Below are 25416 nucleotides of genomic sequence, written 5' to 3' on the forward strand. Positions count from 1 at the left end.
GCGTCCGGGAGAGACGCGGGCCGTTCCGCATGTCGGCGCAACTACCATCGTGTGATGGGCAAGCGTGGTGCGGACGACACCGATGCCGAGGTCGAGTCGTGGAGGGCCATGGTTCCGGCGATCGATCCGGTGGTCGAAGGCGTGGTCGACCGGGTGCACCAGATCAGCAAGTACCTCGACTTCCTCGCCACGGAGATCGCCGCACCGCACGGGCTCAACCGCGCCGACTACGAGATCCTCGCGCGGCTCTTCTGGATCGGGCCGCCGCACCGGCTCACGCCCAAGCAGCTCGCGAACGGCACGCTGAGCCCGGCCACCACGATCACGAGCCGCCTCGACCGGCTGGAGAAGGCGGGGCTCGTGGTCCGCGAACTCGACCCGAGTGACCGCCGGTCGTTGCCCGCCACGCTCACGGACGCCGGCCGCGAGATCTTCCTGCAGATCGTCGCCGGTCAGGCCGCACGGGAGCGCGACCTCTTCACCACACTGCCGGGTGGCGACCTGGAGAACCTGCGTGACCTGCTGCGTCAGGTGATGGAAGTGCTGAGCGGCGAGCTGGGTCCCGCACACCGGCGGACGAGGCTCGCGCTCGACAAGGACTAATTGCTACGAACTCGTACTATCCGATATCGTGCTAACTGGCGCGAGAGGGAGGGGTGCGACATGGGTGGCTATCCACTGTCGGAGTGACCGGCATCACGCAACGCTGACCCCCGGCGTTTCGATGTCCTAAGTGGAGCAATCGAACGCTGGGGGATCAGTGAAGAAGGTTTTCGCCGTCGCGATGACGGCCGCCCTCGCCCTGCCCGTCGCGGCCACGTCGGCCGCGGCTCAGGACGAGAAGATCACCATCGAGGGCTTGTTCTTCCTCGACCGCAACGGCGACAACGCCTTCAGCGAGGGCGAGAACGTCCGGGCCAACGGCACCGGCGTCAGGATCCGCGTCCAGGACACCAACGAAGAGGTCGGCACTTTCCCGACCGGCGCGGACGGCAGGTTCAAGGCCGTCCTGCCGAAGGGGCCGACGTACATCGTCAACAACAACGACATGACGGACTACACGACGACCAAGATCGGGTACGGCACGTCGGAGTCCAAGTCGGACGCCAACTTCCCGTTGCGCGGCTACTTCCTCAACGGCTTCACCTTCGTCGACGCGAACGGTGACGGCGTGAAGCAGGACGACGAGAAGACGCACGGCGGCAAGGTCAAGGTCACCGGCAAGAGCCAGACCGGCGCCGACGTCAACGTCGAGACCGAGGCCAAGGCGGACGGCTCCTACCTGCTCGACCTCCCGCTGGCCGACCTGACGGTGACCGCGCCGGACCTCACGCTGGGCGGCCTCGCGCTGGCCAAGCCGAAGGCCGACCACGACATCGACTGGCTGACCGGCACGCGCAAGCTGGTCCCGGACACCAACAGCCGTGCGCAGCGCGTCGACCTGCGCTACTTCGAGGCCAAGGCCGACATCGCGCTGGCCGCCGCAGTCGCGCCGGCCAAGGACACCTACGTCCTCGGTGAGCAGATCGACGTCAAGCTGACGCTCTCGAACAAGGGCGACGTGCCGGTCGTGCCGTCCGTGGTCATGGCGGAGTTCGTCGCGAAGCTGGTGTCGCACAGCGACAACGTGAAGTTCGTCAACGGCAGCGACGACGAGTTCGAAACCGTCGCCAAGATCCTGCCGGGCGAGAAGGCCGACGTCGTGCTCAAGGTCGAGCTGAACGACCTCACGTTCGACAAGGTGCAGCCGATCGTGCGCTTCAACTACGGCAACCTGAAGGACGTCGACCGCAGGAACAACGTCCTGGTGCCACCGATCGCGATCAAGGTCGTCGAGAAGGGCACCACGACCGAGCCGAGCGCGCCGTCGTCGACCAGCACCGCCGCGCCGACCACCACTACGAACCCGGCCGTGGCCCAGGCGGGCAACAAGTCCGGCCTCGCGTCGACCGGTGCGTCGGTGTTCGGCTTCCTGGGGCTGGGCGCGCTGCTGCTCGCGGCCGGTATGAGCGCGTTCTTCGTGGCACGCCGCCGACGCTCCTGACCACTTAGGACCCGTCACGGTTAGTCTGCGGCATGGGCATTCTGGTGCAAGTGCTGCTGACTGCCGTGGCGGTCTGGGTGTCGACGGCGCTCCCCGGCATCGATCTGGGCGAGGGCAGCACCGGATCGCGGATCCTCACGCTTATCGGCGTCGCGGTGATCTTCGGTCTGGTGAACGCGGTGGTGAAGCCGCTCGTGAAGTTCTTCGGCTGCCTGTTCTACCTGGTCACGCTCGGCCTGATCGGGCTCGTGGTGAACGCGCTGCTGTTCATGTTCACCGGGTGGATCGCCGAGCAGCTGGACCTTCCGTTCCGCGTCGACGGTTTCTGGCCCGCGTTCTGGGGCGCGATCATCGTCGCCCTGACCGGCTGGGTGCTGAACGTGGTCTACGACAAGATCACCGACAACGACTGACCCACCGAACGAGAAAGGCCCTCGGTCCACATCGGACCGAGGGCCTTTCTCTTGCGGAGACTCAGACCTTCGACTTGTCCTGGTCCGGCAGCGGCGTGCCGGTCGGCACCTCGTCGGTCGGCGTGTCCTGCTTCTCCGTGCCGCGCTTCACGGACTCCAGCAGCATCTGCGCCACGTCCACGACCTCGACGTGCGCCCCCGCCTGGCCGTCGGCCTGACGGGCGGTCACGCCGTCGGTGAGCATCACGCGGCAGAACGGGCAGCCGGTCGCGATCTTCGACGGCGCGGTGGACAACGCCTCGTCCACGCGGTCGACGTTGATGCGCTTGCCGATCCGCTCTTCCATCCACATGCGCGCACCACCGGCGCCACAGCACATGGAACGTTCCTCGTGGCGCGGCATCTCGCGCAGCTTCGCGCCGGACGCCCCGATGAGCTCACGCGGTGCTTCGTAGACCTTGTTGTGGCGGCCCAGGTAGCACGGGTCGTGGTACGTGACGTCCTCGGTGACCGGCGCGACCGGCACCAGGCGACGTTCGCGCACCAGCTTGTTCAGCAGCTGCGTGTGGTGCACGACCTCGTAGGTGCCACCGACCTGCGGGTACTCGTTGGCCAGCGTGTTGAAGCAGTGCGCACACGTCACGACGATCTTGCGCTGACCGGCGGGCCGGTCCTCGAACACCGAGTTGAGCACCTCGACGTTCTGCTGCGCGAGCATCTGGAACAGGAACTCGTTGCCGGCGCGGCGGGCCGGGTCGCCGGTGCAGGTCTCCTCCGGGCCGAGCACCGTGTACTTGACCCCGGCGGTGTGCAGCAGTTCGGCGACGGCGCGCGTGGTCTTCTTCGCGCGGTCCTCGTACGCACCGGCGCAGCCGACCCAGAACAGGTACTCGGCGTCGCCCAGTTCGCCGTCGAACACCGGCACCTCGAACTCGAGGCCCTCGGTCCACGCCAGGCGGTCCTTGGAGTTCTGGCCCCAGGGATTGCCCTTGTTCTCCAGGTTCTTGAACATGCCGCCGAGCTCGGACGGGAAGTTCGACTCGATCAGCACCTGGTAGCGGCGCATGTCGACGATGTGGTCGACGTGCTCGATGTCCACGGGGCACTGCTCGACGCACGCGCCACAGGTCGTGCAGGACCACAGCACCTCGGGGTCGATGACGCCGAGCTCGTCAGGGCCGCCGACCAGCGGGCGCTCGGACTCCGCCATCGCCAGCACGTCGATGGACTCGAGACGCTTCTTGTAGTCCTCGTACTTGTCCTCGGTCAGGCCGACCTCGTCACCGGCCATGTCGCGCGAGCCGCCGGCCAGCAGGTACGGCGCCTTCGCGTACATGTGGTCGCGCAGCTGCGTGATGACGAGCTTGGGGGACAACGGCTTGCCGGTGTTCCAGGCGGGGCACTGCGACTGGCAGCGGCCGCACTCGGTGCAGGTGGAGAAGTCGAGGACGCCCTTCCAGGTGAAGTCCTCGACCTTGCCGACGCCGAACACGTCCTTGTCCGGGTCCGCCTCTTCCAGGTCCAGCACCTTGCCGCCGGACATCATCGGCTTCAGCGCGCCGAGAGCGACGCCACCGTCGTCCTCGCGCTTGAAGTAGATGTTGAAGAACGCCGAGAAGCGGTGCCAGGCAACGCCCATCGTGAGGTTCCGGCCGACCACGATCAGCCAGATCATGCCGCTCAGCAGCTTGACCAGCGCCATCACCGACACCCAGATGGGCGCGGCGGGCAGGATCTGCGCGAGCGGCTGCGTCACGAACGACGTCCACAGCGGCGCGACCTCCAGGCCGCTCGACTGCTTGAACGCCTTGACCATCAGGATGCCGACACCCTCGATGATCACGACCGCCTCGACGAAGTAGGCGGACTTGAAGTCGGAACCCTGGAAGCGGGAGACCCGGTCGGCGCGGCGCGGGTGGTTGCGCTGGCGGATGATCGCGAGCGCCACACCGCCGACCACGGTGCCGAGGCCCAGCAGTTCGATCAGCAGCAGCCAGACCGACCACGTACCGATGATCGGCCAGTGGAAGTGCGGGTCGAACACCTCGCCGTACGCCTCGAACAGCACCGCGGAGCCGATGAGGAAGCCCCACATCACCATCCAGTGCCACGGGGCGACCGAACGGAACTTCGCCATTCTGGTGTGCGCCACGAACTCGACGATCATCGTCTTCATGCGCGGCACGAACGGCCCCATGCGGGTGCCGTCCGGCTGGCCGAGCCGAATGATCTTGATCTGCTTCAGCACGGCGGCGACGAACACGCCCCAGGCGACGACGCTCACCGCCACGGCGACGAGTCCGAGAACCAGCTGGAGGGTCATGGCGGGATTCTAGGCCACGTTACTCGCGGGTAACCACTTGGACGTGGCCGGTGTCTCCTCACGTACCGGTCAAGTATCCGGAAATTGATCAAAAACTTGTGGAACACTTGTTCAAGTAGTTGGTCGGGAACCCGGAGGTCGCCGTGTTGTACCTGTATCTCGCTGCGGCGATCGTGGGAGAGATTGCCGCCACCGTGTCGTTGAAGCTGTCGGAGGGCTTCAGCAGACTGTGGCCGTCTGTGGTGGTCGTCGTCGGTTACGCCATCGCCTTCACGGCGCTTTCGCGCGCGTTGAAGTTGGGTATGCCCGTGGGCGTCGCCTACGCCGTGTGGTCAGCTGTCGGCGTAGCAGCCGTTGCGATCATCGGCTGGAAGTTCCTCGGCGAGACCCTCAACCCCACGATGGTCATCGGGTTGGTTCTGATCATCGGAGGCGTGGTGACGCTCGAGCTCGGGAGGACGCACTGACCGCAGTCGTAGCCAGTCCGAAGATCGACGGCCGCAAGGCGCGCGGTGAGAAGAAGCGCCACGCGATCATCGAGGCCACCCTGCGCGTGATCGAACGCGAAGGCATCGCCGGCGTGACGCATCGCAGTGTGGCCCGGGAAGCAGGCGTGCCGACGACGGCGCCGACCTATTACTTCTCGACCCTCGACGACCTGTTGATCGCCACCCTGCTGTGGTCCGCCGAAGAGCTGTGCGACGACGTGCTGCAGGTCGTCGCGAGCGGCACGGCCCGTGAGATCGCGCGCAGCCTGGCGAAAGCGGTCGACGAGAACCGCGGCCGCACTCTCGCCGAATATGAGCTGTACCTGCTCGCCGGTCGGCGTCCCGAGCTGAAGGCGGCCGCGCGCAGGTGGCTCGACCTGGCCGTGGAGGCGGTGCGGCCGGCGGACCCGGTGGCGTTCCGCGCGTTCCTCGCGGCCGTCGACGGGCTGCTGATCCAGGGCCTGATCGCCGACGTTGCTCCGAACGAGGACGAGCTGGAGCCAATTGTGTCCTTCTTGATCCGCGGCCGCGACGATTTCACCGCCACGACGAGGGAACAATGAAGTCATGAAGTTCGCGCGAGAGGTGTCCGGCATCGGCCACGGGGTGAGCCTCGGGCTGCTGGCAGCGCTTTACGTGCGCGACACCCTGGCCCTGTCGGTCGACGTCGAGCCGCACGTGCCGGGCCTGGAACCGGCGCTGCCGGTGCAGGTGCCCGCGGGGGTCGACCGTGCCGCCGTGACCGCCGAGTGGCCGGGCTGGTGGGCCGACGCGCTGGACGCGTGCACGCGGGGCGCCGAGCCCGTGACACCCGAGGACGCCGAGGCGTTGCTGACCCGACCGGCTTCTCGGGCCGCGGTGCTCGCGATGAAGCCGGGCATCGAGCAGCTGCACCGGGTGCAGAGTCCCGCGGCGTTGCCGATCGGCGACGTGCTGCGGGGCATCGAGTCGCGGATCGGCCGGTGGGCGCAGAGCGTGGAGCTGCACATCGTCGAGGTGCCGGTCGACGGCCTGATGTGGGAACGGATCGCACCCGCGTACGTGCTCGCCTCGACCCGGTTCCTGAACGACCCCGCGCGCACCGCTCCGGCCCTGCGCGCGGTCCTCGAAGACCTGGTCTGATCTTCCGTCCGGATCAGGTAGGGACAACCCCACCCCGCCTTCGGGGGCTGACTGCCGTGTAGCTGAGCACCGCCACCTCTAGTTTTGTGCACATGATGAGGACGGCGCTGGTGGCGTTGCTTGCGGGGGCGGTGCTCACAGTGCTGACGGGCTGTGGCATTCGCATCATGAAGTACGAGTTCCAGGACGACCACGTCGTCGCGGAGAAGTTCACGTCGGTGAAGGTGCGTGGCGAGGACGGCGCGGGGGACGTGTCGATCCGGTACCAGCAGGGGCTGGCCGAGACGCAGATCCACCGCAAGGTCGAGCACATGAAGGACAACAAGCCCTCGGGCATCGCGCACCGCATCGAGGGCAGCACGCTCGTGCTGGACGGCTGCGGCAGGAACTGCGAGATCAACTACACGGTGCTGGTCCCGTCCGCGGACATCTCGCTGATCGGTGACACCGGTTCGGGGGACGCGACCATCGAGGGGCTGGCCGCCGTCGACTTCAGGACCGGCTCCGGCAGGATCATCGCCCGCGACATCGCGGGGGACGTCAAGGTGAAGGCCGGATCCGGTGACTTCGAGGGCGGCCGGATCGGGGGCGCCGTCACGGCCGACATGGGGTCCGGCCGGATCGTGCTGGACGCGATCAGGGGCAAGGCGCTGCTCGGCACCGGTTCCGGGGACATCAACGCCACCTCGATGGCGAGCGAGGTGATCGCGAAGGCTGACTCGGGGCGGATCGAACTGATGTTGTCGGCGGCGAACTCCGTGCGGGCCAACACCGGGTCCGGCGAGGTCGTCGTCCGAGTGCCAGGGGGCCCGTTCAAGATCGTCGGCTCGTCGGGCAGCGGTGAGCGGGCGATCCACGTGCCGACCGATCCGGGTGCGTCACTCGAACTCAACCTCACCACCGGCTCCGGGGACGTCCAGGTGTTCGCGGCCTGAGTTCCGAGGGTCGATGTGTGTTGAGGGCCACTCCACAAGGGGTGGCCTTCTTCGCGTTCTGAGGGAACAACCAGACTTTGCCGTCCGTTGGGACAGTCAGAAAGCTTGAGTCGGGTAGGCTCAAGGTTGGGCGAGATGGCAAACTTGAGTCAGCAACGCTCAACAAGTACTAGCGGAAGGAACTCCAATGGCGCGTGCAGTCGGCATCGACTTGGGGACGACCAACTCCGTCGTCGCCGTTCTCGAGGGCGGTGAGCCGACGGTCATCGCCAACTCGGAGGGCTCGAGGACGACCCCGTCCATCGTCGCGTTCGCCAAGAACGGCGAGGTCCTCGTGGGTCAGCCCGCGAAGAACCAGGCCGTCACCAACGTCGACCGCACCATTCGCTCGGTCAAGCGCCACATCGGCACGAACTGGCAGACCGACGAGATCGACGGCAAGAAGTACACCTCGCAGGAGATCAGCGCGCGCGTGCTGATGAAGCTCAAGCGCGACGCCGAGGCGTACCTGGGCGAGGAGATCACGGACGCCGTGATCACCGTCCCCGCCTACTTCGAGGACGCGCAGCGCCAGGCCACCAAGGAGGCCGGCCAGATCGCGGGTCTCAACGTGCTCCGCATCGTCAACGAGCCGACCTCCGCCGCTCTGGCGTACGGCCTCGACAAGGGCGAGAAGGAGCAGACCATCCTGGTCTTCGACCTCGGTGGCGGCACGTTCGACGTCTCGCTGCTCGAGCTCGGTGACGGCGTCGTCGAGGTCCGCGCGACCTCCGGTGACAACCACCTCGGTGGCGACGACTGGGACCAGCGCGTCGTCGACTGGCTGGTCGAGCGCTTCAAGTCGGCCAACGGCATCGACCTGACCAAGGACAAGATGGCCCTTCAGCGCATCCGTGAGGCTGCGGAGAAGGCCAAGATCGAGCTGTCGAGCTCCTCGCAGGCGTCGATCAACCTGCCGTACATCACCGTCGACGGTGACAAGAACCCGCTGTTCCTCGACGAGACGCTGTCTCGCGCCGAGTTCCAGCGCATCACGAACGACCTGCTGGAGCGCACCCGCGCGCCGTTCAACAACGTGATCAAGGACGCCGGCGTCTCCGTCGGCGACATCGACCACGTCGTGCTCGTCGGTGGCTCGACCCGCATGCCCGCCGTCGCGGAGCTCGTCAAGGAGCTGACCGGCGGTCGCGAGCCCAACAAGGGCGTGAACCCGGACGAGGTCGTCGCCGTCGGCGCCGCCCTGCAGGCCGGTGTCCTCAAGGGTGAGGTCAAGGACGTCCTGCTGCTCGACGTCACCCCGCTGTCCCTCGGCATCGAGACCAAGGGCGGCATCATGACCAAGCTGATCGAGCGCAACACCACGATCCCGACCAAGCGCTCCGAGACCTTCACGACGGCCGACGACAGCCAGCCGTCCGTGCAGATCCAGGTCTTCCAGGGCGAGCGTGAGATCGCGGCGCACAACAAGAAGCTCGGCATGTTCGAGCTGACCGGCCTGCCCCCGGCCCCGCGTGGCGTGCCGCAGATCGAGGTCACCTTCGACATCGACGCGAACGGCATCGTCCACGTGTCGGCGAAGGACCTCGGCACCGGCAAGGAGCAGTCGATGACGATCACCGGTGGCTCCGCGCTGCCGAAGGACGACATCGACCGCATGGTCAAGGACGCCGAGGCGCACGCCGAGGAGGACAAGCGCCGCCGCGAGGAGGCCGAGGTCCGCAACCAGGCCGAGACGCTGGTCTACCAGACGGAGAAGGTCGTCAAGGAGAACGACGACAAGCTCCCGGCCGAGATCAAGGACAAGGTCAACGCCGCGATCGCCGAGGCGAACGAGGCGCTCAAGGGCACCGACATCAACGCCATCAAGACGGCGGTCGAGAAGCTCGCGACCGAGTCCCAGGCGATCGGCCAGGCCATCTACGCCAACGCTCCGGGTGCTCCCGGTGCCGAGGCCCCTGGTGCTGACGCGCCGGGTGCCGCGGGTGCCGGCGCCGGTGCGAAGGCCGGCCAGGACGACGTCGTCGACGCCGAGATCGTGGACGAGGACGAGAAGAAGTGACCGAGCCGAGGCATGCCGCCCCTGACGAGGAGCAGCCTCAGGTAGTCGTGAACGACCGGCGCCGGATCGACCCCGAAACGGGTGAGGTCCGGGTGCCGGCCCACGTTGCCGAGGAAGGCACTGCTCCGGCTGTTGCTGACGAACCCCTGGTCGCCGAGGTCGTGGACGAGGTGGCCGCCGAGCTGAAGTCCCAGCTCGACGAGCGCACCGCCGACCTCCAGCGGCTCACCGCCGAGTACGCGAACTACCGCAAGCGGGTGGAACGCGACCGCGAAGCGGTGATCAACAACGCGAAGGCGTCCGTGGCCTCCGAGCTGCTCTCGGTGCTGGACGACGTCGAACGGGCCGCCGCGCACGGCGACCTGACCGGCGCGTTCAAGGCGGTGGCGGACAAGCTCGTGTCCACGCTGTCGAAGACCGGCCTGGAGCCGTTCGCGCACGAGGGCGAGGCGTTCGACCCGTCGGTGCACGAGGCTGTGCAGCACAACACGTCCCCGGACGTCGACGGACCGACGGTCACCGCCGTCCTGCGCCGCGGCTACCGGTTCGGCGACAAGCTCGTCCGCCCCGCGCTCGTCGCGGTGACGGACCACGAGCCTGCCGCCGCACCGCAGGCCGAACAGGAATGACGAGAGGAGGAGACATCCGGTGAGTGCCAGGGACTGGATCGAGAAGGACTTCTACCGCGAGCTGGGTGTCTCCTCCGACGCGTCGGCGGACGAGATCAAGAAGTCGTACCGCAAGCTCGCCCGCGAGCTGCACCCCGACGCGAACCCCGGCGACGCCAAGGCCGAGGCCCGCTTCAAGTCGGTCTCCGAGGCCTACGGCGTGCTGTCGGACCCGGCCAAGCGCAAGCAGTACGACGAGGCCCGCCGTCTGTTCGCGGGCGGCGGCGGCTTCCCCGGCGGCTTCGGTGGCGGGGCCGGCGGCTTCGACGTCAACGACCTGTTCGGCCGTGCCGCGCAGGGCACCGGTGGCGGCGGCCTGGGCGACCTGCTCGGCGGCCTGTTCAACCGGCGCAGTGGCGGGGCGGCCGGTTCGCCCACCCGCCCGCGTCGTGGCGAGGACGTCGAGACCGACGTCCGCATCGACTTCACCGAGGCGGTCAAGGGAGCGACGGTGCCGTTGCGCCTGTCGTCCCCTGCCGCCTGTACGACGTGTGGTGGTTCGGGCGCCAAGCCTGGCACCACGCCGCACGTCTGCGCGACCTGCTCTGGTTCCGGCCTCGTCACGCGGTCGCAGGGCGCGTTCGCGTTCAGCGAGCCCTGCCGCGACTGCCGCGGCACCGGCCGGATCATCGACGACCCGTGCTCCGAATGCGGTGGCGACGGCATCAGCACCCGGACGCGCACGCTGACCGTGCGCATCCCGTCCGGCGTTGACGACGGCCAACGGATACGCCTTGCGGGACAAGGCGAACCGGGCCGCAACGGCGGACCCTCCGGTGACCTGTTCGTGCGCGTGCACGTGAACCCGCACAGCGTGTTCGGCCGCAAGGGCAACGACCTCACGCTCACGGCACCGATGACGTTCTCCGAGCTGGCTCTGGGAACGACGTTGACCGTGCCGACGCTGGACGGCAAGGTGACCTTGAAGGTGCCTGCGGGAACCGCCTCCGGGCGAGTGCTGCGGGCTCGGGGCAAGGGGATCACGAAGCGGGACGGGACCGCGGGCGATCTCCTGATCACCCTGGAGGTCGCCGTGCCGAACAACCTGTCGTCCGAGGCCCGCAAGGCTCTCGAGACGTATGCGGACGTCACCGGTGACCATGACCCGCGTGGAGATTTGAACGCGCTGCTTGAAGGGCGGTGAGTTCGGTGGGTTTTCCGTTCCCTCCTGGGACTGATGAGGACACGCCGTTCTTCGTGATCTCGGTGGCCGCGCAGCTGTCCGGGCTGCACGCGCAGACGCTGCGGTCCTATGACCGGATGGGGCTGGTTTCCCCCGGGCGGACTTCCGGGGGCGGGCGGCGGTACTCGATGCGGGACATCGTGCTGCTGCGCGAGGTTCAGCGGCTCTCGCAGGACGAGGGCGTGAACCTCGCCGGGATCAAGCGGATCATCGACCTGGAGAATCAGGTGGATGCGTTGCGGGCTCGGGTTTCCGAGTTGACCGCGGAGCTGGCCAACGCGTTGGCGGCCGCGGATTCCGCTGCGGCCGCTGTGCACGCTTCTTATCGGCGGGATCTGGTGCCGGTTCGGCAGGAGACCGCGCTGGTGGTGTGGAAGCCGAAGCCTCGCAAGTGATTGAGCGTCTGTATGAGTTGTTCGCAGCGCCACGTCCGCGAGTGGTCGAGTTCTGCAATCACTGCGTCGACCCGGCCGACATCGCGCCTTTCACTGCCGTGGCGTTGCGTGAGCTGACTGCTGGGCAGGTTGAGAAGTACTGGTTGCGGTCGGGGACGATCGGCGATGAGGGCTTCAGGCGCTACCTGCTGCCGCGAGTGCTGGAGTTGATCGCAGGTGGTTCGCTTGATGCGGACTTTTTCTGGCTGCGGTTGGCGGTCGAGGCCCATGCGGAGGGCGACTCGCGGGAGCAGGCGGTCATCCAGGATTACTTCCTGGCGGTACCGCATGCGTTGGCGGCGCTTGTCGGGGACGTTGTGGGTAGCAAGGATGCTGACGGGGCGCTGGCCACGTGGTTGCGTGGGGTGGAACCTCTTGCTGTGCTTGAGGAAGCTGCGCTGGGTGGGCCTGACCCCGACGGCAGGATTTCTGAAGCTCATATGGCGCTGGAAGTTTGGCGTTGATGCGGGTGGTCGGGTTGGGTGCGTTGGTTCCGGTTCAGGGATTTCGGGGCTCCGCCCCGGACCCCGCCAATCTGATCAAGGACCTTGTCCACGCCACCGGCGGGTTGATGGCACGCCTGTTGCTTTGGGCGGAGTTGCGTTGCGTGGGTGGTGCGGTTCGGGTGGGTGGTCCCGTCACAAGCCGGGCCAGAGCGCAAGAGCTGAGGCACGACTCGTGACGGGACCACCCACCGGAACCTCCCGTTTCAAGCGTTAAAGACGCCTCGGCTTCGCCGTCGGGTCGGCTCGCCTTCGGCTTTGCGTTGATTTACTGCTGGTCGAAGTAGAACCCGGCGTTCAGGTCTTCTCTGAGGCTGGGTTCCTTTGGTTCCCAGCCCAGTAGCGCCTTCGTGCGTGCGCTGGAGGTTGGTGCGTCTCGCGCGACCATGTTTGCCAGTGGGCCGAAGTGGTCCTGTGCTCGTTCCAGGGGGATGCTTTCCACTGGCAGGTTCAGCTTTCGGCCGATGGCCTCGGCGATCTCTCGCATGGTCACGGCTTCCTCGGCTACTGCGTGCAGAACTGAGCCTGCGGGAGCCTTTTCTGCGGCGAGGCGGTAGAGGCGTGCTGCGTCCAGGGTGTGGGTGGCGGACCAGCGGTTCGTGCCGTCGCCCGGGTAGCCGGAGATGCCGGTGGCGCGGGCGGTTTTGACGAGCATGGGGATGAAGCCTGCCGTGTCCAGTTCACTGTGGACGGTTGGGGGCAGGACCACCACGGCGCCTCGGACGTGGTGGGCGTCGATGATCAGGTTTCGGGCGGTGCCTCGGCTGTGGTCGTCGGGGACGCGTTCTTCCTCGGTGGCGGTGTGGCCCAGGCCGGAGTAGGACAGGGTGCCGCCGGTGCCGATGAGGGGCTTGGTGGTGCCGGACAGTTCGTCCAGGAAGGCGCGGACTACGGCCACGTCGGCGTCGGAGGCGGCTTTGTAGTCGCCCCTGAACATTTCCTCGTGCTTGAACGCCAGGTGGATCACTGCGTCTGCTTCGGCTGCGCCCTTGCGGAGGGCGTCGAGGTCGTCCAGGTCGCCGCGATGGGCGGTGGCGCCTTGGGTGACGAGTTTTGTGGCTGAGGTGTCTGAGCGGGCCAGGCCGATGACCTGGTGGCCTGCTCGCAGGAGTTCTGGGACCAGGGCTGAGCCGACGTGGCCGCTGGCGCCGGTGACGAAGACCTTCATGGAACGACTCCGGTGAGTGATGGGACTTGGTCTTATCAACGTAGCAGAGTGATGGGACCAAGTCGCATCACTTAGGATGTGGCTCATGGGTCGATGGGAGCCGGACGCGCGGGAGCGGTTGGTGCGTGCTGCGCTCGACCTGTTCAGCGAGCAGGGGTACGAGAACACGGCGGTTGCGCAGATTGCTGAGCGGGCCGGGCTCACCAAGAGCACGTACTTCCGGCACTTTCGGGACAAGCGCGAGGTGTTGTTCGGCGGCCAGGACGAGTTGGTCGAGTTGTTGATCGCGGGGATCAGTGGTGCGCCTGAGGGGGCTGGGGCGCTGGTGGCGGTCGAGGGGGCGCTGGTGGCGATCGCGGTCACGTTCACCGAGGAGCGGCGTGCCAACGGGCCTCGGCGGCTGGCGGTGATTGCGGGCAACGACGAGTTGCGGGAGAGGGACGCGCTCAAGATGGCCGGGTTTGCCCGCACGATGGTTGAGGCGTTGGAGCGGCGTGGCGTGGCGGAGCTGGATGCGGCCGTTGCTGCCGAGTTGGGTGTGCTGGCGCTGCGGCGGGGGTACGGCGAGTGGCTTGAGGTCGGCGGGGACTTCGGGGAAGTCGCCCGCCGGACGCTCGAAGAGGTTCGGGTTGCGGCTGCCGCGCTAGAGGGTGCTGAGTAGTTCTTCGACCTCGGCGGCGATGCGGTCCAGGGCCTGGTCGTTGTCGTGGGCGGTGATGGCTCGGTCGATCCAGTCTGCGATCAACGGCATTTGAGACGGCTGGAGGCCTCGGGTGGTGATTCCCGGCGTGCCCAGGCGGATGCCGGACGGGTCGAACGGCTTGCGGGTGTCGTAGGGGACGGCGTTGTAGTTCAGTTCGATGCCTGCGCGATCCAGGGCGCGGGCCGCCGGCTTGCCGCCCAGTTGTTTGGAGGTGAGGTCGACCAGGATCAGGTGGTTGTCGGTGCCGCCGGAGACCAGGTCGAAGCCGCGGTCCAGCAGGGCGTCGGCCAGGGCCTTGGCGTTCGCGACGATCGCGTGGGCGTAGTCGCGGAACTCCGGCTGTGAGGCTTCCTTGAGTGCCACGGCGATGGCGGCCGTCGTGTGGTCGTGCGGGCCGCCTTGGAGGCCGGGGAACACGGCGCGGTCGATGGCTTTGGCGTGTTCGGCGTCGCACAGGATCATCGCGCCGCGGGGGCCTCGCAGCGTCTTGTGCGTGGTCGTGGTGATCACTTGTGCGTGCCCGGCCGGTGACGGGTGTGCGCCGCCTGCGACCAGGCCGGCGATGTGGGCGATGTCGGCCACCAGGACGGCGTTGATCTCCTTGGCGATCTCCGCGAACGCCGGGAAGTCGATCGTGCGCGGGATCGCGGTGCCGCCGCAGAAGATCACCTTCGGGCGTTCGGCGAGGGCGAGGGTGCGGACCTCGTCCATGTCGACGACGCCGGTGTCCTTGCGGACGTCGTACTGCACCGCGTGGAACCACTTGCCGGTGGCGGACACGTTCCAGCCGTGGGTGAGGTGGCCGCCCATCGGGAGCGACATGCCCATCACGGTGTCGCCCGGCTGCAGGAACGCCAGGTAGACGGCGAGGTTCGCCGGTGCGCCGGAGAGCGGCTGGACGTTCGCGTGGTCCACGCCGAACAGCGCTTTCGCCCGGTCGATGGCGAGCTGTTCGACCTGGTCGATGATCTGCTGGCCCTCGTAGTACCGCTTGCCGGGGTAGCCCTCGGAGTACTTGTTCGTCAGCACCGAGCCTGTTGCTTCAAGCACGGCGGACGACACGTCGTTCTCGGACGCGATCATGCGCAGCTTGCTCGCCTGGCGGCGTTGTTCGGCCTGGATCAGGGTGGCGATCTCGGGATCGACTTCGTGCAGCACGGCATCACTCCGCGCCGGGCACCCAGGCGTTCGGTGCGCTCGGCCGTCGCTTCCCGGTGGTCACTTCCACCCTCGGCACGCCAGTCGCTTTCGACGTGCCGAGCTTAGTCCAGCGTGAACGGGTCGTACTTGATCCGGTCGAGCGGAGTTCCGGCGACCAGCATGCGGGAGACCGTCGATCTGATCATGGCGGGGCTGCCGCAGACCAGGACGTCGCGTTCCTCCCACGCGCCGTAACGAGTGACCACGTCGGCCAGGCTGCCCTGCTCGACGCCCCGGACACCGGGGTCCGACTCCAGCACCGGCACGACCGTGAGCCACGGGTTCGTGGTCGCGATGCGTTGCAGGTTGTCCAGGTCGTAGAGGTCCTCGCGGGTGCGGCCGCCGTAGAACAGGTGCACACGCGGGTTCTCGCCGTACTGCGCCATCTCGTCGATGATCGCGTGCATCGGCGCGACGCCCGTGCCGCCGGCCACCATCAGGATGTCCGAGCCGGCCGTGCGGTCGACCGAAAGACGTCCCATCGGCGGACCGATGCGCCAGGTGTCACCGGCCTGCGTGTGGCCGACGACCGAGCGTGACACCCAGCCGCCGTCGACGGACCGGATGTGGAACTCGATGACGCCGTCTTCACGCGGGGCGTTCGCCGGCGAGTAGTACCGCCACAGGCGCTTGCGCTGCGGCGTCTCCACGCTGACGTACTGCCCGGCCTTGTAGTTGACCGGGTGGTCGGGCTGCAGCCGCACGACGGCCAGGTCCCACGAGACGCGCTGGTGCTCCAGCACCGTCGCGTGCCAGTACGCGGGCCCGTTGTCGGCGTCGGCCGCCTCCTGCATGGCTCGCGCCATCAGCGTGTAGGCCTCGGCCCAGGCCATCTCGACCTTCGGCGTCCAGGCGGCACCGGAGAACTTCTTCACCGCGGACAGCAGTGCGGTCCCCACCGCCTCGTAGTGGACGTTGATGACACCGAACTTCCGGTGGTCACGGCCCAGCTGACGCAGGAAGGGGATGAGGTCGTCCGGACGGTCGACCATCTGCACCACGTGCACGAGGGCCCGCAGCAGGCGGCTGCGTTGGACCTCCATGTTCGCGGGGAACATCTCGCGTGTGGCAGGCGAGAGCGAGAAGAGCATCCCGTAGAAGAACTTCGCCACTTCTTCGGAATGCGGCTCCACCACCGCGAAGCTCTCCCGGATCATCCGCACCATCGCGGTGACACCAGGCGGAGGTTCTCGGTGAGGCGGGGTAGGGATGGGGCTCAGCACAGCGTTCGCAGTCATGGTCCGCGCGCAGTCTCCACAATCTGATTGGCGCCAGCAAGGCGCTGTCGTCCTCGTCAAGCATCCGTCCCCCGACAGGGTGGACAGTAACCCCTGATCGGGCTGTTTGACTCCTTGATGCCACCTTCGAGCGAAGCACGATTACCGTACGCAACTAGTTGTTACCGCAACAGTGTGAATGTGAGGGTCCGTCTGTACCGGGTTGCGTGCTTGCGTGCTTGGGTTGGGCGCGTGTCCCTGCCTGAGCTGACTGAAACCACCTCACCCGACCGTGTTGAGCTACCTGGCTCACGCGGTGAGCACTTCCTCCAATGTGCCCTGGAGACACAGGACCGCGCCACACGCTTCTACTCGGACCAGGTCCTGGATCACCTCAACCCCGCGATGGCCGAGTTCGTGGGCCGGATGGAGATGGCGTTCATCTCGACCGCCGATGCCGACGGGGAGTGCGACTCGACCCTGCGGGCCGGGCCGGCGGGGTTCCTGAGAGTCGTCGACTCCCGGACCGTCGTGTACCCCGAGTACCGCGGCAACGGCGTGATGGCGTCCCTGGGCAACATCATGGAGAACCCGCACGTCGGGATGCTGATGGTGGACTTCGCCGACGACCTGATCGGGCTGCACGTGAACGGTCGCGCACGGGTCGTGCCCCGGGAGGAGTTCGCGGAGTTCGCCGGGGAGGACCGGCGGATCGAGCGGTGGGTGGTGGTCGAGGTGCAGGAGGCCTACATCCACTGCCGCAAGCACATCCCCCGGATGATCCCGGTCGACCGCGTCCGGGACTGGGGCACCGACGACGTCAAGCGCAAGGGCGGCGACTTCTTCGGGGTCAAGGCGGACAAGACCGCCAACTGACCGCACGCGGGGACCTTGCGTACTGAACGGGTACGTGAGGTCCCCGCTTTTTGGGTGTGACCGATCAGCCACCGAATTAGTTGGCCTAGCTAACTATCTCCAGATATAGTTGTATGGCATCAACTAACTACTGGAGGTGTGCTTGAACCGGCCCTCGTCGCATCGGGAGATCCTCGAAGCGCTGTCCGGCATCTGGGTAGCGCTGCTGGTCGCGATCCTCAGCTCCACCATCGTCTCGAACGCACTCCCGACGATCCTGGCCGAGCTCAAGGGCACGCAGACCCAGTACACCTGGGTCATCACCGCGATGCTGCTCGCGTCCACCGCGAGCACGCCGTTGTGGGGCAAGCTCGCGGACCTCTTCGACAAGAAGATGCTGTTGCAGGTCAGCATCGTGTTGTTCGTCGTCGGCTCGGTGCTGTCCGGGCTGAGTCAGAACATGGAGCAGCTCATCGCGTTCCGGGTCGTCCAGGGGCTGGGCATGGGCGGTGTGCAGGCGCTCGGCCAGGTCGTGGTCGGCGCGTTGCTCAGCCCGCGTGAGCGCGGGAGGTACAGCGGCTACACCGGCATGGTGATCTCCGCGGGCACCGTCGGCGGCCCGCTGGTCGGCGGGTTCCTCGTCGACTGGCCCGGCTGGCGCTGGTGCTTCTTCGTCTGCGTGCCGTTGGCGCTGGTGGCGCTGGCCGTGCTGCACAAGACGCTGCACCTGCCCACCAAGAAGCAGCACGTGAAGATCGACTACCTGGGTGCCACGCTCATCACGGGTGGTGTGAGCCTCGTGCTGATGTGGGTGTCGTTCGCCGGCAAGAACTTCGACTGGATCAGCGGGGCGAGCGCCCTCTTCGTCGGTGGCGCGGTGCTGGCCATCGTCGGCGCCTACTTCGTCGAGCGGCGAGCCAGCTCGCCGGTCATTCCGCTGCACCTGTTCAAGAACCGGACCGTGGTGCTGGCGATGCTCGGTGGCATCGCGGTCGGCACGGCGATGTTCGGGGCCTCGGTGTTCATGGGGCAGTACTTCCAGATCGCGCGCGGGTTCTCGCCCACCAAGGCCGGGTTGCTGACCGTGCCGCTGGTGCTGGGGCTGAGCATCTCGTCCACGGTCAGCGGGCAGCTGATCGCCAAGAGCGGCAGGTGGAAGAGCTACCTGGTCTGGGGCGCGTTCTCGCTGGTCATCGGGCTGGCGTTGCTCGGCACGATCGATCACCGCACGAACCTGGTGCTGATGGGTGCCTACCTGGCGCTGGTGGGTGTCGGGGTCGGGCTGACCATGCAGAACCTGGTGCTGGCCGTGCAGAACGGCGTGGGGATGGCGGACCTCGGTGCGGCCAGCTCCACGGCCACGTTCCTGCGGTCGCTGGGCGGGACGGCCGGCGTCTCGGTGCTGGGCGCTGTGCTGGCGGCCCACGTGAGCACCAAGACGCTCGACCGCGGCTCCCTCTCCCCAGTGGTGCGGGACTCCTACGGCGACGCGATGGGTGAACTGTTCCTGATCGCCGCCGGTCTCGCGGTGTTCACGGTGATCGCCGTGCTGCTGATCAAGGAACAGCCGCTGCGGGACTCGGTGGATGTCACCCCAACGGGTTCTAGTGCACAGACGGTCGCCACTGAGCTTGATTCACCTGTGGATACTGAACAGCGGATTGTGGACAACTCCGTCTCCGCTGTGGACAAGCTGTTGGTGCTTTCGAGTGACAGCGATCAGGAGGTCGCGGCGCGTTCGGCTGCGCTGCGTTCCACACAGAACTCGTTGCCCTCGGGGTCGCGCATGGTGACCCAGCCGGTGCCGTCGGGGCGCCGCTGATCGTCGAAGATCGTCGCGCCGATGCCGACCAGGCGTTCCACCTCCTGGTCGCGGGTGCCGTCGGTCGGCTGCAGGTCGATGTGCAGGCGGTTCTTGATTTCTTTGCCCTCTGGCACGTTGATGAAGAGGTAGTTGATGCCGCTCGGCAGCACGACCATGCACTCCGGGTCGCCGGGGTTGTCGTCCGGGTGCAGCGGCAGGTTGAGCACCTGGCCCCACCACGAGGCGATCTCGTAGGAGTCGCGGGCGTCGACGGTGACGTTGTGGATGATGGAGGTCATGGCGCAGATCTTCGCCTAACCCGGGTCAGCTGACGTGCGATTTTCGGGGACGCTCGTCACGTTCCATAGTTGAGCGGAACACGCTCAACTTTTCTGACGTTGTGCGGGATGATGGTCCATGCTGGAGGCTGACCACGAGGTGGAGGAATGGACGCTTTCAACCCGACGACCAAGACGCAGCAGGCGGTTTCCGCGGCGGTGCAGGCCGCAACGCTCAACGGGAACCCGGACGTGGGATCCGTGCACCTGCTCAGTGCACTGCTGGCGCAGACGGACGGGTTGACCGCGCCGTTGCTGTCGGCGGTAGGTGCCGACCCGGCGCAGGTGCGCAAGGAGCTCGAGCAGCTCTCCCGCTCGTTGCCCAGCGCGTCCGGCTCGACCGTGTCCGCCCCGCAACTCTCGCGCGACGCCGTGCGGGTGCTCGGCAAGGCGCAGGAGCTCGCCACCGAGATGGGTGACGAGTACGTGTCCACCGAGCACCTGCTCGTCGGGCTGGCGCAGCACGGTGGCCAGGTGGCCGACCTGCTGCGGCGGCACGGTGCGACGCCCGACGCGCTGACCGAGGCCTTCACGAAGGTGCGTGGCTCGGCGCGGGTGACGTCGGCGGACCCGGAGGGCACCTACAAGGCGCTGGAGAAGTACGGCGTCGACCTGACCGAACGCGCGCGCAAGGGCGAGCTCGACCCGGTGATCGGCCGTGACGCCGAGATCCGCCGGGTCGTGCAGGTGTTGTCCCGGCGCACCAAGAACAACCCCGTGCTGATCGGTGAACCCGGCGTCGGCAAGACGGCGATCGTCGAGGGCCTGGCGCAGCGCGTGGTGGCCGGTGACGTGCCGGAGTCGTTGCGCGGCAAGAAGGTCGTGGCCCTGGACCTCGGCTCGATGGTCGCGGGCGCCAAGTACCGCGGTGAGTTCGAGGAGCGGCTCAAGGCCGTCCTGAAGGAGATCACCGACTCGGCCGGCCAGGTCATCACGTTCATCGACGAGCTGCACACGATCGTCGGCGCGGGCGCGACCGGCGAGTCGGCCATGGACGCCGGCAACATGATCAAGCCGATGCTGGCCCGCGGTGAGCTGCGCATGGTCGGCGCCACGACGCTGGACGAGTACCGCGAGCACATCGAGAAGGACGCCGCCCTGGAACGCCGCTTCCAGCAGGTGCTGGTCGGCGAACCGTCGGTGGAGGACACCGTCGGCATCCTGCGCGGTCTCAAGGAACGCTACGAGGTGCACCACGGCGTGCGCATCACCGACGCCGCTCTCGTCGCCGCGGCGACGTTGTCGGACCGCTACATCACCGCGCGCTTCCTGCCGGACAAGGCGATCGACCTCGTCGACGAGGCCGCGTCCCGGCTGCGGATGGAGATCGACTCCCGCCCGGTCGAGATCGACACCGTCGAACGTGCCGTGCGCCGGCTCGAGATCGAGGAAATGGCGCTGGCCAAGGAATCCGACCTCGCGTCGGTGGAACGGCTGCACGCCCTGCGCGCCGAGCTGGCCGAGAAGCGCGAGGAGCTGTCCGGGCTGACGGCCAGGTGGCAGAACGAGAAGGGCTCCATCGACCGCGTGCGGACGCTGAAGGAGCAGCTGGAGTCGTTGCGCGGCGAGTCGGAACGGGCCGAGCGCGACGGCGACCTCGGCCGCGCCGCCGAACTCCGCTACGGCCGGATTCCCGCGCTGGAAAAGGACCTCGAAGCAGCGTCCGAGTCCACTCAGGACGATGCCATGCTCAAGGAGGAGGTCGGCCCCGACGACGTCGCGGACGTCGTGGCGGCGTGGACCGGCATCCCCGCGGGACGTCTGCTGGAAGGCGAAACCGCCAAGCTGCTGCGCATGGAGGACGAACTCGCCCGCCGGGTCGTCGGCCAGGCCGAGGCCGTGCGGGTCGTGTCGGACGCCGTGCGCAGGACGCGTGCCGGCGTCGCGGACCCGGACCGCCCGACGGGATCGTTCCTGTTCCTCGGCCCCACCGGCGTCGGCAAGACCGAGCTGGCCAAGGCGCTGGCTGCGTTCCTGTTCGACGACGAGCGGGCGATGATCCGCATCGACATGAGCGAGTACTCCGAGAAGCACTCGGTGGCCCGCCTGGTCGGCGCGCCTCCCGGCTACGTCGGCTACGACCAGGGCGGCCAGCTGACCGAGTCGGTCCGCCGCCGCCCCTACTCGGTCGTGCTGCTCGACGAGGTCGAGAAGGCGCACCCGGACGTGTTCGACGTGCTGCTGCAGGTGCTCGACGACGGCCGCCTGACCGACGGCCAGGGCCGCACCGTCGACTTCCGCAACACGATCCTGGTGCTCACCTCGAACCTGGGCTCGCAGGCCATCACGAACCCGTCGATGACCGAGATGGAACGCAAGGACGCCGTGCTCTCGGTGGTGCAACGGCACTTCAAGCCGGAGTTCCTGAACCGGCTCGACGACGTCGTGGTGTTCCACGCGCTCGCCACCGAGGAACTGACGTCCATCGTGGACATCCAGATCACCCGCCTGGCGAACCGCCTGGCCGCCCGCCGGCTGACGCTGGACGTGACGGCCTCGGCGCGGGACTGGCTGGCGCTGAACGGTTTCGACCCGATCTACGGGGCTCGGCCGTTGCGGCGGCTGGTGCAGTCGGCGATCGGTGACCAGCTGGCGAAGGAGCTGCTGGCCGGTGAGGTGCGCGACGGCGACACCGTGCGGGTCGACGTGCTGGACGACAACTCGGGCCTGATCGTGGGCCGCAGCGCCTGACCTGTGTGCGTTCGAGGCGGCCCTGCCTGATCGGCGGGGCCGCTTCGTCGTACCGCGCTAACTCACCACGTAACCGGCAGCGAGACCAGCGCACGGACGTTGGTCTCCATCCGGTACGCCAGCTCCGACTCGTCCACCGCCAGCCGCAACCCCGGGAACCGTTTCAGCACCGAGGTCAGCGCGATCCGCAGTTCCAGCTTCGCGAGCTGCGCACCCAGGCAGTAGTGCGGCCCGAAGCCCATCGCCAACGGCGCCGCGCCTGCCCGGCCGAGGTCCAGCCGGTCGGGATCCGGGAACACCGAAGGATCCCGGTTGGCCGAGGAGAGGATCGGCAGCACCGCGGCGCCCTTCTCCAGCCGCACGCCGGCCAGCTCGACCGCCTCGGTGGTGACGCGAGGGAGGGTCGCGGCCATCAGCCGCGAGTACCGCAGCAGCTCGTCGACGGCCGTGTCGATCAACGACGGGTCGTCGATCAGCCGGCGCATCTCCGCGGGGTGCCTCAGCAACGTGAGCAGGGAGTTGCCGAGCTGGTTGACCGTTGTGTCGTGGCCCGCGGCCAGCAGCATCTGCAGGTTCGCGAGCATCTCGGCCGACGTGAGGTGCCCGCCTTCGTCGTGGGCTTCGACGAGGGCGGTGATCAGTTTGTCGTCGGGCCGGACCCGCTTCTCCTCGACCAGGTCGGCGAGGAAGCCCTGCATGTCGTTCTCGGCCTGACGAAGCTCTTCCGGCGTCAGGACGGACGTCATCAGCACGCCGGTCCAGCGGCGGATGTCGGGAGCGTCGGAGTAGGGCGCTCCGAGCAGCTCGCAGATGACCATCGTGGGCAGTGGTGTGCAGAGACCGGCGACGAGGTCTGCGGGGTGGGCGTCCAGGAGTGCGTCGACGATCGCCTGGACGCGGGGTTCCAGGGTGGCGACCATGCGCGGGCTGAACGCGGAGGCCACGAGTTTGCGGGTGCGGGCGTGTTTGCCGCCTTCCATCGAGGTGAGGACCAGTGGGTTGGCCGCGGACGGGATCGTGACGGGGCCACCGGGGCGGGTGGCCTCCTCGCGACTGAAGCGCGGATCGGTGAGGACCTGCTTGCAGGCGGCGTAGGACAACGCCAGCCAGATGTCGATCGGACCCATCTTCGCGAGCACGACGGGCCCCTCGGAGGCGAGGAGGGTTTGCGCCTCCGGCTCGTTGTCCAACGAGCGCGGCGTGGTGAACGGGAACGTGGCGGACATGTCCTGAACCACGTCGAATTGGCGCGCCCAGTTCACGACGCGTGGAAGTGATCTTCGTTCCACGCGTCCGACCCACTACGCTTCAGCTGTGGACATACCGGCGTGGGTCTGGTTCACCGTCGCTGCGGTGGCGGGTGTGGCGGGGTTCGCCCTGCTGGCGACCGACCGTGCGCAACGAACCGCCCGAAATCGTGAACGGCGCCGTTGGGCTGCCCTGCGCGGCTGGCAGTTCGAGGAGACAGACCACGTGCTCCCGACGCGCTGGGAAGCGGGCGCCATCGCCTACTACGGCACCGGGCTCGCCCGGGACGTGGTGGCGGGCTCGACCTTCACCGCGGACGGGCGGCGGCAGGTCTACGTGCTCGACCACGAGACCGGTGGCAAGGTCAACTCCGTGCTGGTCGGCGTGCGCTGCCGCCGGGCGTTGTCGGTGGTGATCGAACTCTGGCTGTCGACGGTTCCGTTCCAGCGCGACAACGACAAGATGCCGATGCCGGACCTGCTCGGGCCGGTCGGCTCGCGGTACGCGTTCGTCACGGACGTCCCGGCCGCCCGCAAGATCATCACGCCGGACCTGATCGACGCCGCCGAGGAGATCGGTGGCGACGTCACGGTCGTCTGGATGGAGAACGACTGGGTGCTGGCCGCCGCGCCGCCGAACTCGTCGCCCGCCCGCCTGGAGCGGCTGCTGCGCGACGTCGGTGAGCTCGCGGACGTCATCGACCCGTTCGACCCGGACCCCTCCGAGCGCGAGGAACCGGTGGCAGAGGACGACGAGGGCGGCGAGGTCTACCGGCCGTCGTTCGGTCGCAAGCAGCCGTAACTCATGTGACGGTGGGTGAGCGCCGGGCATACGTACCGTCCGTCGTCCCACTCCAACCAGCGCTGTTCCGGACCGTCGCGGAAGTGGTGTGAGCTACATCACACTTCACTCCGTGTAAAACATCTGGGCCCGATTCAGATACTCCGTGCGTAAGTCGTCGTGTCCCCAACCCCCCGGAGGGAAGCACGATGTACGGAGGAAAAGTGGTTCCGCCCGCCGCAGTAGCCGGCACCGCGTCCGTCGTGACGCTGGCCAACACGGGTGCGTCGGTCGGATGGTTGCTGTTCGGCGGAGTCGCGCTGGTCGTTTCGGGCCTCGCGCTGCGCCTCGTCGTGCTTCGCCGCCCGGCGAAACGCGAAGTGTGATCATCGGCGGCCTTCGGCCCCGGCGATTTTCCGACTACCGTTCGGTGGCATGCCAACCGCACTGGTGACCGGATCGACCGTCGGGATCGGGGCCGCCTTCGCCCGCAGGCTCGCGGCTGAGGGATACGACCTCGTGCTGGTCGCGCGCACCGCGTCCGCACTGGAGGAGGTCGCGCAGCAGCTGCGCGATCGTCACGGCGTGCACGTCGACGTCCTGCCCGCGGACCTCAGCGACAGGACCGACCGCGCCAAGGTCGAGGCACGGCTGGCCGAGTCGCCGGTCGACCTCCTCGTGAACAACGCCGGTTTCGCCAACACCGGCGAGTTCTTCGCGGCCGACATCGAGAAGCTGCAGGCCCAGCTGGACGTCAACGTCGCGACGGTGCTGCGCCTGTCCAGGGCCGCGATCCCCCCGATGATCGCCCGCGGCAAGGGCGACGTGATCAACGTGTCCAGCGTGGCCAGCTTCCTGCCCGGCCGCGGTACCAGCTACAGCGCCGACAAGGCGTGGGTGACGACGTTCTCCGAGGGCATGAACCTCGCGGCCGAGGGTTCGGGCGTGCGGATCATGGCGCTGTGTCCCGGTTTCGTGCGGACCGAGTTCCACAAGCGGGCCAACATCGACATGTCCAAGACGCCGGGCTGGCTCTACGTCGACGCCGACCGGCTGGTGCACGAGGCCCTGCGCGACCTGCGCCGCGGCAAGCCGCTGTCGATCCCCGGCCTGCAGTACAAGGCCGTCGTGATCATCTCGCGACTGCTCCCGCGAGCCCTCGTGCGCAAGATGGCGTCGCGCTTCGCCGGCGGTCGCGGCCGGACCTGAGCGGAACCGTTCGGCCGAATGGCGCGTCGGA

The 25416-nt window shown here is 67.7% G+C and carries 25 protein-coding genes and 1 riboswitch; of the genes, 19 read left to right on the forward strand and 6 right to left on the reverse strand.

Features of this window, described 5'->3' with window-relative positions; genetic code table 11:
- The first annotated feature begins 54 nt into the window (after positions 1-54).
- From SK803_RS06790 to SK803_RS06800, 3 genes are all read left to right on the forward strand, one after another.
- Entirely contained in the window at positions 55-603 is a 549-nt protein-coding gene (locus SK803_RS06790) for a MarR family winged helix-turn-helix transcriptional regulator (RefSeq protein ID WP_319964911.1), read from the forward strand.
- A gap of 157 nt (positions 604-760) precedes the next feature.
- Positions 761-2044: a hypothetical protein gene (locus tag SK803_RS06795; protein ID WP_319964912.1), complete on the forward strand. Its 1284-nt coding sequence runs from the start codon at positions 761-763 to the stop codon at positions 2042-2044.
- A gap of 32 nt (positions 2045-2076) precedes the next feature.
- Positions 2077-2457 (forward strand): phage holin family protein, encoded by a 381-nt coding sequence (locus tag SK803_RS06800; protein ID WP_319964913.1) that lies wholly within the window; start codon positions 2077-2079, stop codon positions 2455-2457.
- Between the two features lie 61 nt (positions 2458-2518).
- Here SK803_RS06800 and SK803_RS06805 read toward each other — a convergent pair whose 3' ends face one another.
- Positions 2519-4780, reverse strand: a complete 2262-nt coding sequence (locus tag SK803_RS06805; RefSeq protein ID WP_319964914.1) for a (Fe-S)-binding protein — start codon at positions 4778-4780, stop codon at positions 2519-2521.
- A 143-nt stretch (positions 4781-4923) separates the two neighbouring features.
- Here SK803_RS06805 and SK803_RS06810 point away from each other — a divergent pair, with 143 nt between their 5' ends.
- From SK803_RS06810 to SK803_RS06850, 9 genes are all read left to right on the forward strand, one after another.
- Positions 4924-5247, forward strand: a complete 324-nt coding sequence (locus tag SK803_RS06810) for a DMT family transporter (protein ID WP_319964915.1) — start codon at positions 4924-4926, stop codon at positions 5245-5247.
- The gene (locus SK803_RS06815) at positions 5244-5831 is read left to right on the forward strand and encodes a TetR/AcrR family transcriptional regulator (RefSeq protein ID WP_319965041.1); all 588 of its coding nucleotides are present in this window, start codon (positions 5244-5246) and stop codon (positions 5829-5831) included. Before SK803_RS06810 ends, SK803_RS06815 begins: the two co-directional genes overlap by 4 nt.
- 4 nt (positions 5832-5835) lie before the next feature.
- Positions 5836-6390 carry a hypothetical protein gene (locus SK803_RS06820; protein ID WP_319964916.1) on the forward strand — a complete coding sequence of 185 codons (555 nt, stop codon included), beginning with the start codon at positions 5836-5838 and terminating at the stop codon, positions 6388-6390.
- Positions 6391-6482: 92 nt separating this feature from the next.
- Complete coding sequence (locus SK803_RS06825) at positions 6483-7325, forward strand: DUF4097 family beta strand repeat-containing protein (RefSeq protein WP_319964917.1); 843 nt, start codon at positions 6483-6485, stop codon at positions 7323-7325.
- A 187-nt stretch (positions 7326-7512) separates the two neighbouring features.
- A complete protein-coding gene (dnaK, locus tag SK803_RS06830) occupies positions 7513-9384 on the forward strand; it encodes a molecular chaperone DnaK (RefSeq protein ID WP_319964918.1) in 1872 nt (623 codons plus the stop codon).
- A complete protein-coding gene (gene grpE, locus SK803_RS06835) occupies positions 9381-10013 on the forward strand; it encodes a nucleotide exchange factor GrpE (RefSeq protein WP_319964919.1) in 633 nt (210 codons plus the stop codon). The genes dnaK and grpE overlap by 4 nt, the downstream gene beginning before the upstream one ends.
- 19 nt (positions 10014-10032) lie before the next feature.
- Positions 10033-11196: a molecular chaperone DnaJ gene (gene dnaJ / locus SK803_RS06840; RefSeq protein ID WP_319964920.1), complete on the forward strand. Its 1164-nt coding sequence runs from the start codon at positions 10033-10035 to the stop codon at positions 11194-11196.
- A gap of 5 nt (positions 11197-11201) precedes the next feature.
- On the forward strand, positions 11202-11630 hold the full coding sequence (locus SK803_RS06845; RefSeq protein ID WP_319964921.1) for a heat shock protein transcriptional repressor HspR: 429 nt from the start codon (positions 11202-11204) through the stop codon (positions 11628-11630).
- Complete coding sequence (locus SK803_RS06850) at positions 11606-12133, forward strand: hypothetical protein (protein ID WP_319964922.1); 528 nt, start codon at positions 11606-11608, stop codon at positions 12131-12133. Before SK803_RS06845 ends, SK803_RS06850 begins: the two co-directional genes overlap by 25 nt.
- Positions 12134-12440: 307 nt before the next feature.
- On the opposite strand, the gene SK803_RS06855 is transcribed toward SK803_RS06850, so the two are convergent.
- Positions 12441-13340, reverse strand: a complete 900-nt coding sequence (locus SK803_RS06855) for an SDR family oxidoreductase (RefSeq protein ID WP_319964923.1) — start codon at positions 13338-13340, stop codon at positions 12441-12443.
- Between the two features lie 85 nt (positions 13341-13425).
- Between SK803_RS06855 and SK803_RS06860 the strand changes: the two genes are divergently transcribed.
- Positions 13426-14001 (forward strand): TetR/AcrR family transcriptional regulator, encoded by a 576-nt coding sequence (locus SK803_RS06860; RefSeq protein WP_319964924.1) that lies wholly within the window; start codon positions 13426-13428, stop codon positions 13999-14001.
- On the opposite strand, the gene SK803_RS06865 is transcribed toward SK803_RS06860, so the two are convergent.
- Both SK803_RS06865 and SK803_RS06870 read right to left on the reverse strand, forming a co-directional pair.
- Positions 13984-15201, reverse strand: coding sequence for a serine hydroxymethyltransferase (locus SK803_RS06865; RefSeq protein WP_319964925.1), 1218 nt, complete (start codon positions 15199-15201; stop codon positions 13984-13986). The genes SK803_RS06860 and SK803_RS06865 overlap by 18 nt on opposite strands.
- 13 nt (positions 15202-15214) lie before the next feature.
- A riboswitch (ZMP/ZTP riboswitch) is annotated at positions 15215-15299 on the reverse strand.
- Between the two features lie 6 nt (positions 15300-15305).
- Positions 15306-16409 (reverse strand): FAD-binding oxidoreductase, encoded by a 1104-nt coding sequence (locus SK803_RS06870; RefSeq protein WP_319964926.1) that lies wholly within the window; start codon positions 16407-16409, stop codon positions 15306-15308.
- Positions 16410-16712: 303 nt separating this feature from the next.
- Between SK803_RS06870 and SK803_RS06875 the strand changes: the two genes are divergently transcribed.
- Together SK803_RS06875 and SK803_RS06880 are read left to right on the forward strand one after the other, a co-directional pair.
- Positions 16713-17336, forward strand: coding sequence for a pyridoxamine 5'-phosphate oxidase family protein (locus SK803_RS06875; RefSeq protein WP_319964927.1), 624 nt, complete (start codon positions 16713-16715; stop codon positions 17334-17336).
- A gap of 142 nt (positions 17337-17478) precedes the next feature.
- Complete coding sequence (locus SK803_RS06880; protein ID WP_319964928.1) at positions 17479-19137, forward strand: MDR family MFS transporter; 1659 nt, start codon at positions 17479-17481, stop codon at positions 19135-19137.
- Here the strand turns inward: SK803_RS06880 and SK803_RS06885 are convergent.
- A complete protein-coding gene (locus tag SK803_RS06885) occupies positions 19035-19418 on the reverse strand; it encodes a VOC family protein (RefSeq protein WP_319964929.1) in 384 nt (127 codons plus the stop codon). The two genes, SK803_RS06880 and SK803_RS06885, sit on opposite strands and share 103 nt — an antisense overlap.
- A gap of 147 nt (positions 19419-19565) precedes the next feature.
- Between SK803_RS06885 and clpB the strand changes: the two genes are divergently transcribed.
- A complete protein-coding gene (gene clpB / locus SK803_RS06890) occupies positions 19566-22148 on the forward strand; it encodes an ATP-dependent chaperone ClpB (RefSeq protein ID WP_319964930.1) in 2583 nt (860 codons plus the stop codon).
- 62 nt (positions 22149-22210) lie between these two features.
- Here clpB and SK803_RS06895 read toward each other — a convergent pair whose 3' ends face one another.
- The gene (locus SK803_RS06895; protein WP_319964931.1) at positions 22211-23374 is read right to left on the reverse strand and encodes a cytochrome P450; all 1164 of its coding nucleotides are present in this window, start codon (positions 23372-23374) and stop codon (positions 22211-22213) included.
- 88 nt (positions 23375-23462) lie between these two features.
- Here SK803_RS06895 and SK803_RS06900 point away from each other — a divergent pair, with 88 nt between their 5' ends.
- The 3 genes from SK803_RS06900 (at position 23463) to SK803_RS06910 (ending at position 25385) form a co-directional block, all read left to right on the forward strand.
- Positions 23463-24197, forward strand: coding sequence for a type III secretion system chaperone family protein (locus SK803_RS06900; protein ID WP_319964932.1), 735 nt, complete (start codon positions 23463-23465; stop codon positions 24195-24197).
- Between the two features lie 188 nt (positions 24198-24385).
- A complete protein-coding gene (locus tag SK803_RS06905) occupies positions 24386-24562 on the forward strand; it encodes an LPXTG cell wall anchor domain-containing protein (RefSeq protein ID WP_319964933.1) in 177 nt (58 codons plus the stop codon).
- Between the two features lie 49 nt (positions 24563-24611).
- Positions 24612-25385, forward strand: coding sequence for an SDR family NAD(P)-dependent oxidoreductase (locus SK803_RS06910; RefSeq protein ID WP_319964934.1), 774 nt, complete (start codon positions 24612-24614; stop codon positions 25383-25385).
- The last annotated feature ends 31 nt before the right edge of the window (positions 25386-25416 follow it).

Source organism: Lentzea miocenica (assembly GCF_033949945.1).
Taxonomy (GTDB): domain Bacteria; phylum Actinomycetota; class Actinomycetes; order Mycobacteriales; family Pseudonocardiaceae; genus Lentzea; species Lentzea miocenica.

What these genes read in the sequence shown, in the direction of transcription:
- SK803_RS06805 (WP_319964914.1), bottom strand. Translation starts at nt 4,780, where the DNA reads ATGACCCTCCAGCTGGTTCTCGGACTCGTCGCCGTGGCGGTGAGCGTC.
- SK803_RS06790 (WP_319964911.1), top strand. Translation starts at nt 55, where the DNA reads ATGGGCAAGCGTGGTGCGGACGACACCGATGCCGAGGTCGAGTCGTGG.
- SK803_RS06855 (WP_319964923.1), bottom strand. Translation starts at nt 13,340, where the DNA reads ATGAAGGTCTTCGTCACCGGCGCCAGCGGCCACGTCGGCTCAGCCCTG.
- SK803_RS06860 (WP_319964924.1), top strand. Translation starts at nt 13,426, where the DNA reads ATGGGTCGATGGGAGCCGGACGCGCGGGAGCGGTTGGTGCGTGCTGCG.
- SK803_RS06820 (WP_319964916.1), top strand. Translation starts at nt 5,836, where the DNA reads ATGAAGTTCGCGCGAGAGGTGTCCGGCATCGGCCACGGGGTGAGCCTC.
- SK803_RS06885 (WP_319964929.1), bottom strand. Translation starts at nt 19,418, where the DNA reads ATGACCTCCATCATCCACAACGTCACCGTCGACGCCCGCGACTCCTAC.
- SK803_RS06905 (WP_319964933.1), top strand. Translation starts at nt 24,386, where the DNA reads ATGTACGGAGGAAAAGTGGTTCCGCCCGCCGCAGTAGCCGGCACCGCG.
- SK803_RS06825 (WP_319964917.1), top strand. Translation starts at nt 6,483, where the DNA reads ATGATGAGGACGGCGCTGGTGGCGTTGCTTGCGGGGGCGGTGCTCACA.
- SK803_RS06870 (WP_319964926.1), bottom strand. Translation starts at nt 16,409, where the DNA reads ATGGTGCGGATGATCCGGGAGAGCTTCGCGGTGGTGGAGCCGCATTCC.
- clpB (WP_319964930.1), top strand. Translation starts at nt 19,566, where the DNA reads ATGGACGCTTTCAACCCGACGACCAAGACGCAGCAGGCGGTTTCCGCG.
- SK803_RS06910 (WP_319964934.1), top strand. Translation starts at nt 24,612, where the DNA reads ATGCCAACCGCACTGGTGACCGGATCGACCGTCGGGATCGGGGCCGCC.
- SK803_RS06895 (WP_319964931.1), bottom strand. Translation starts at nt 23,374, where the DNA reads ATGTCCGCCACGTTCCCGTTCACCACGCCGCGCTCGTTGGACAACGAG.
- SK803_RS06800 (WP_319964913.1), top strand. Translation starts at nt 2,077, where the DNA reads ATGGGCATTCTGGTGCAAGTGCTGCTGACTGCCGTGGCGGTCTGGGTG.
- dnaK (WP_319964918.1), top strand. Translation starts at nt 7,513, where the DNA reads ATGGCGCGTGCAGTCGGCATCGACTTGGGGACGACCAACTCCGTCGTC.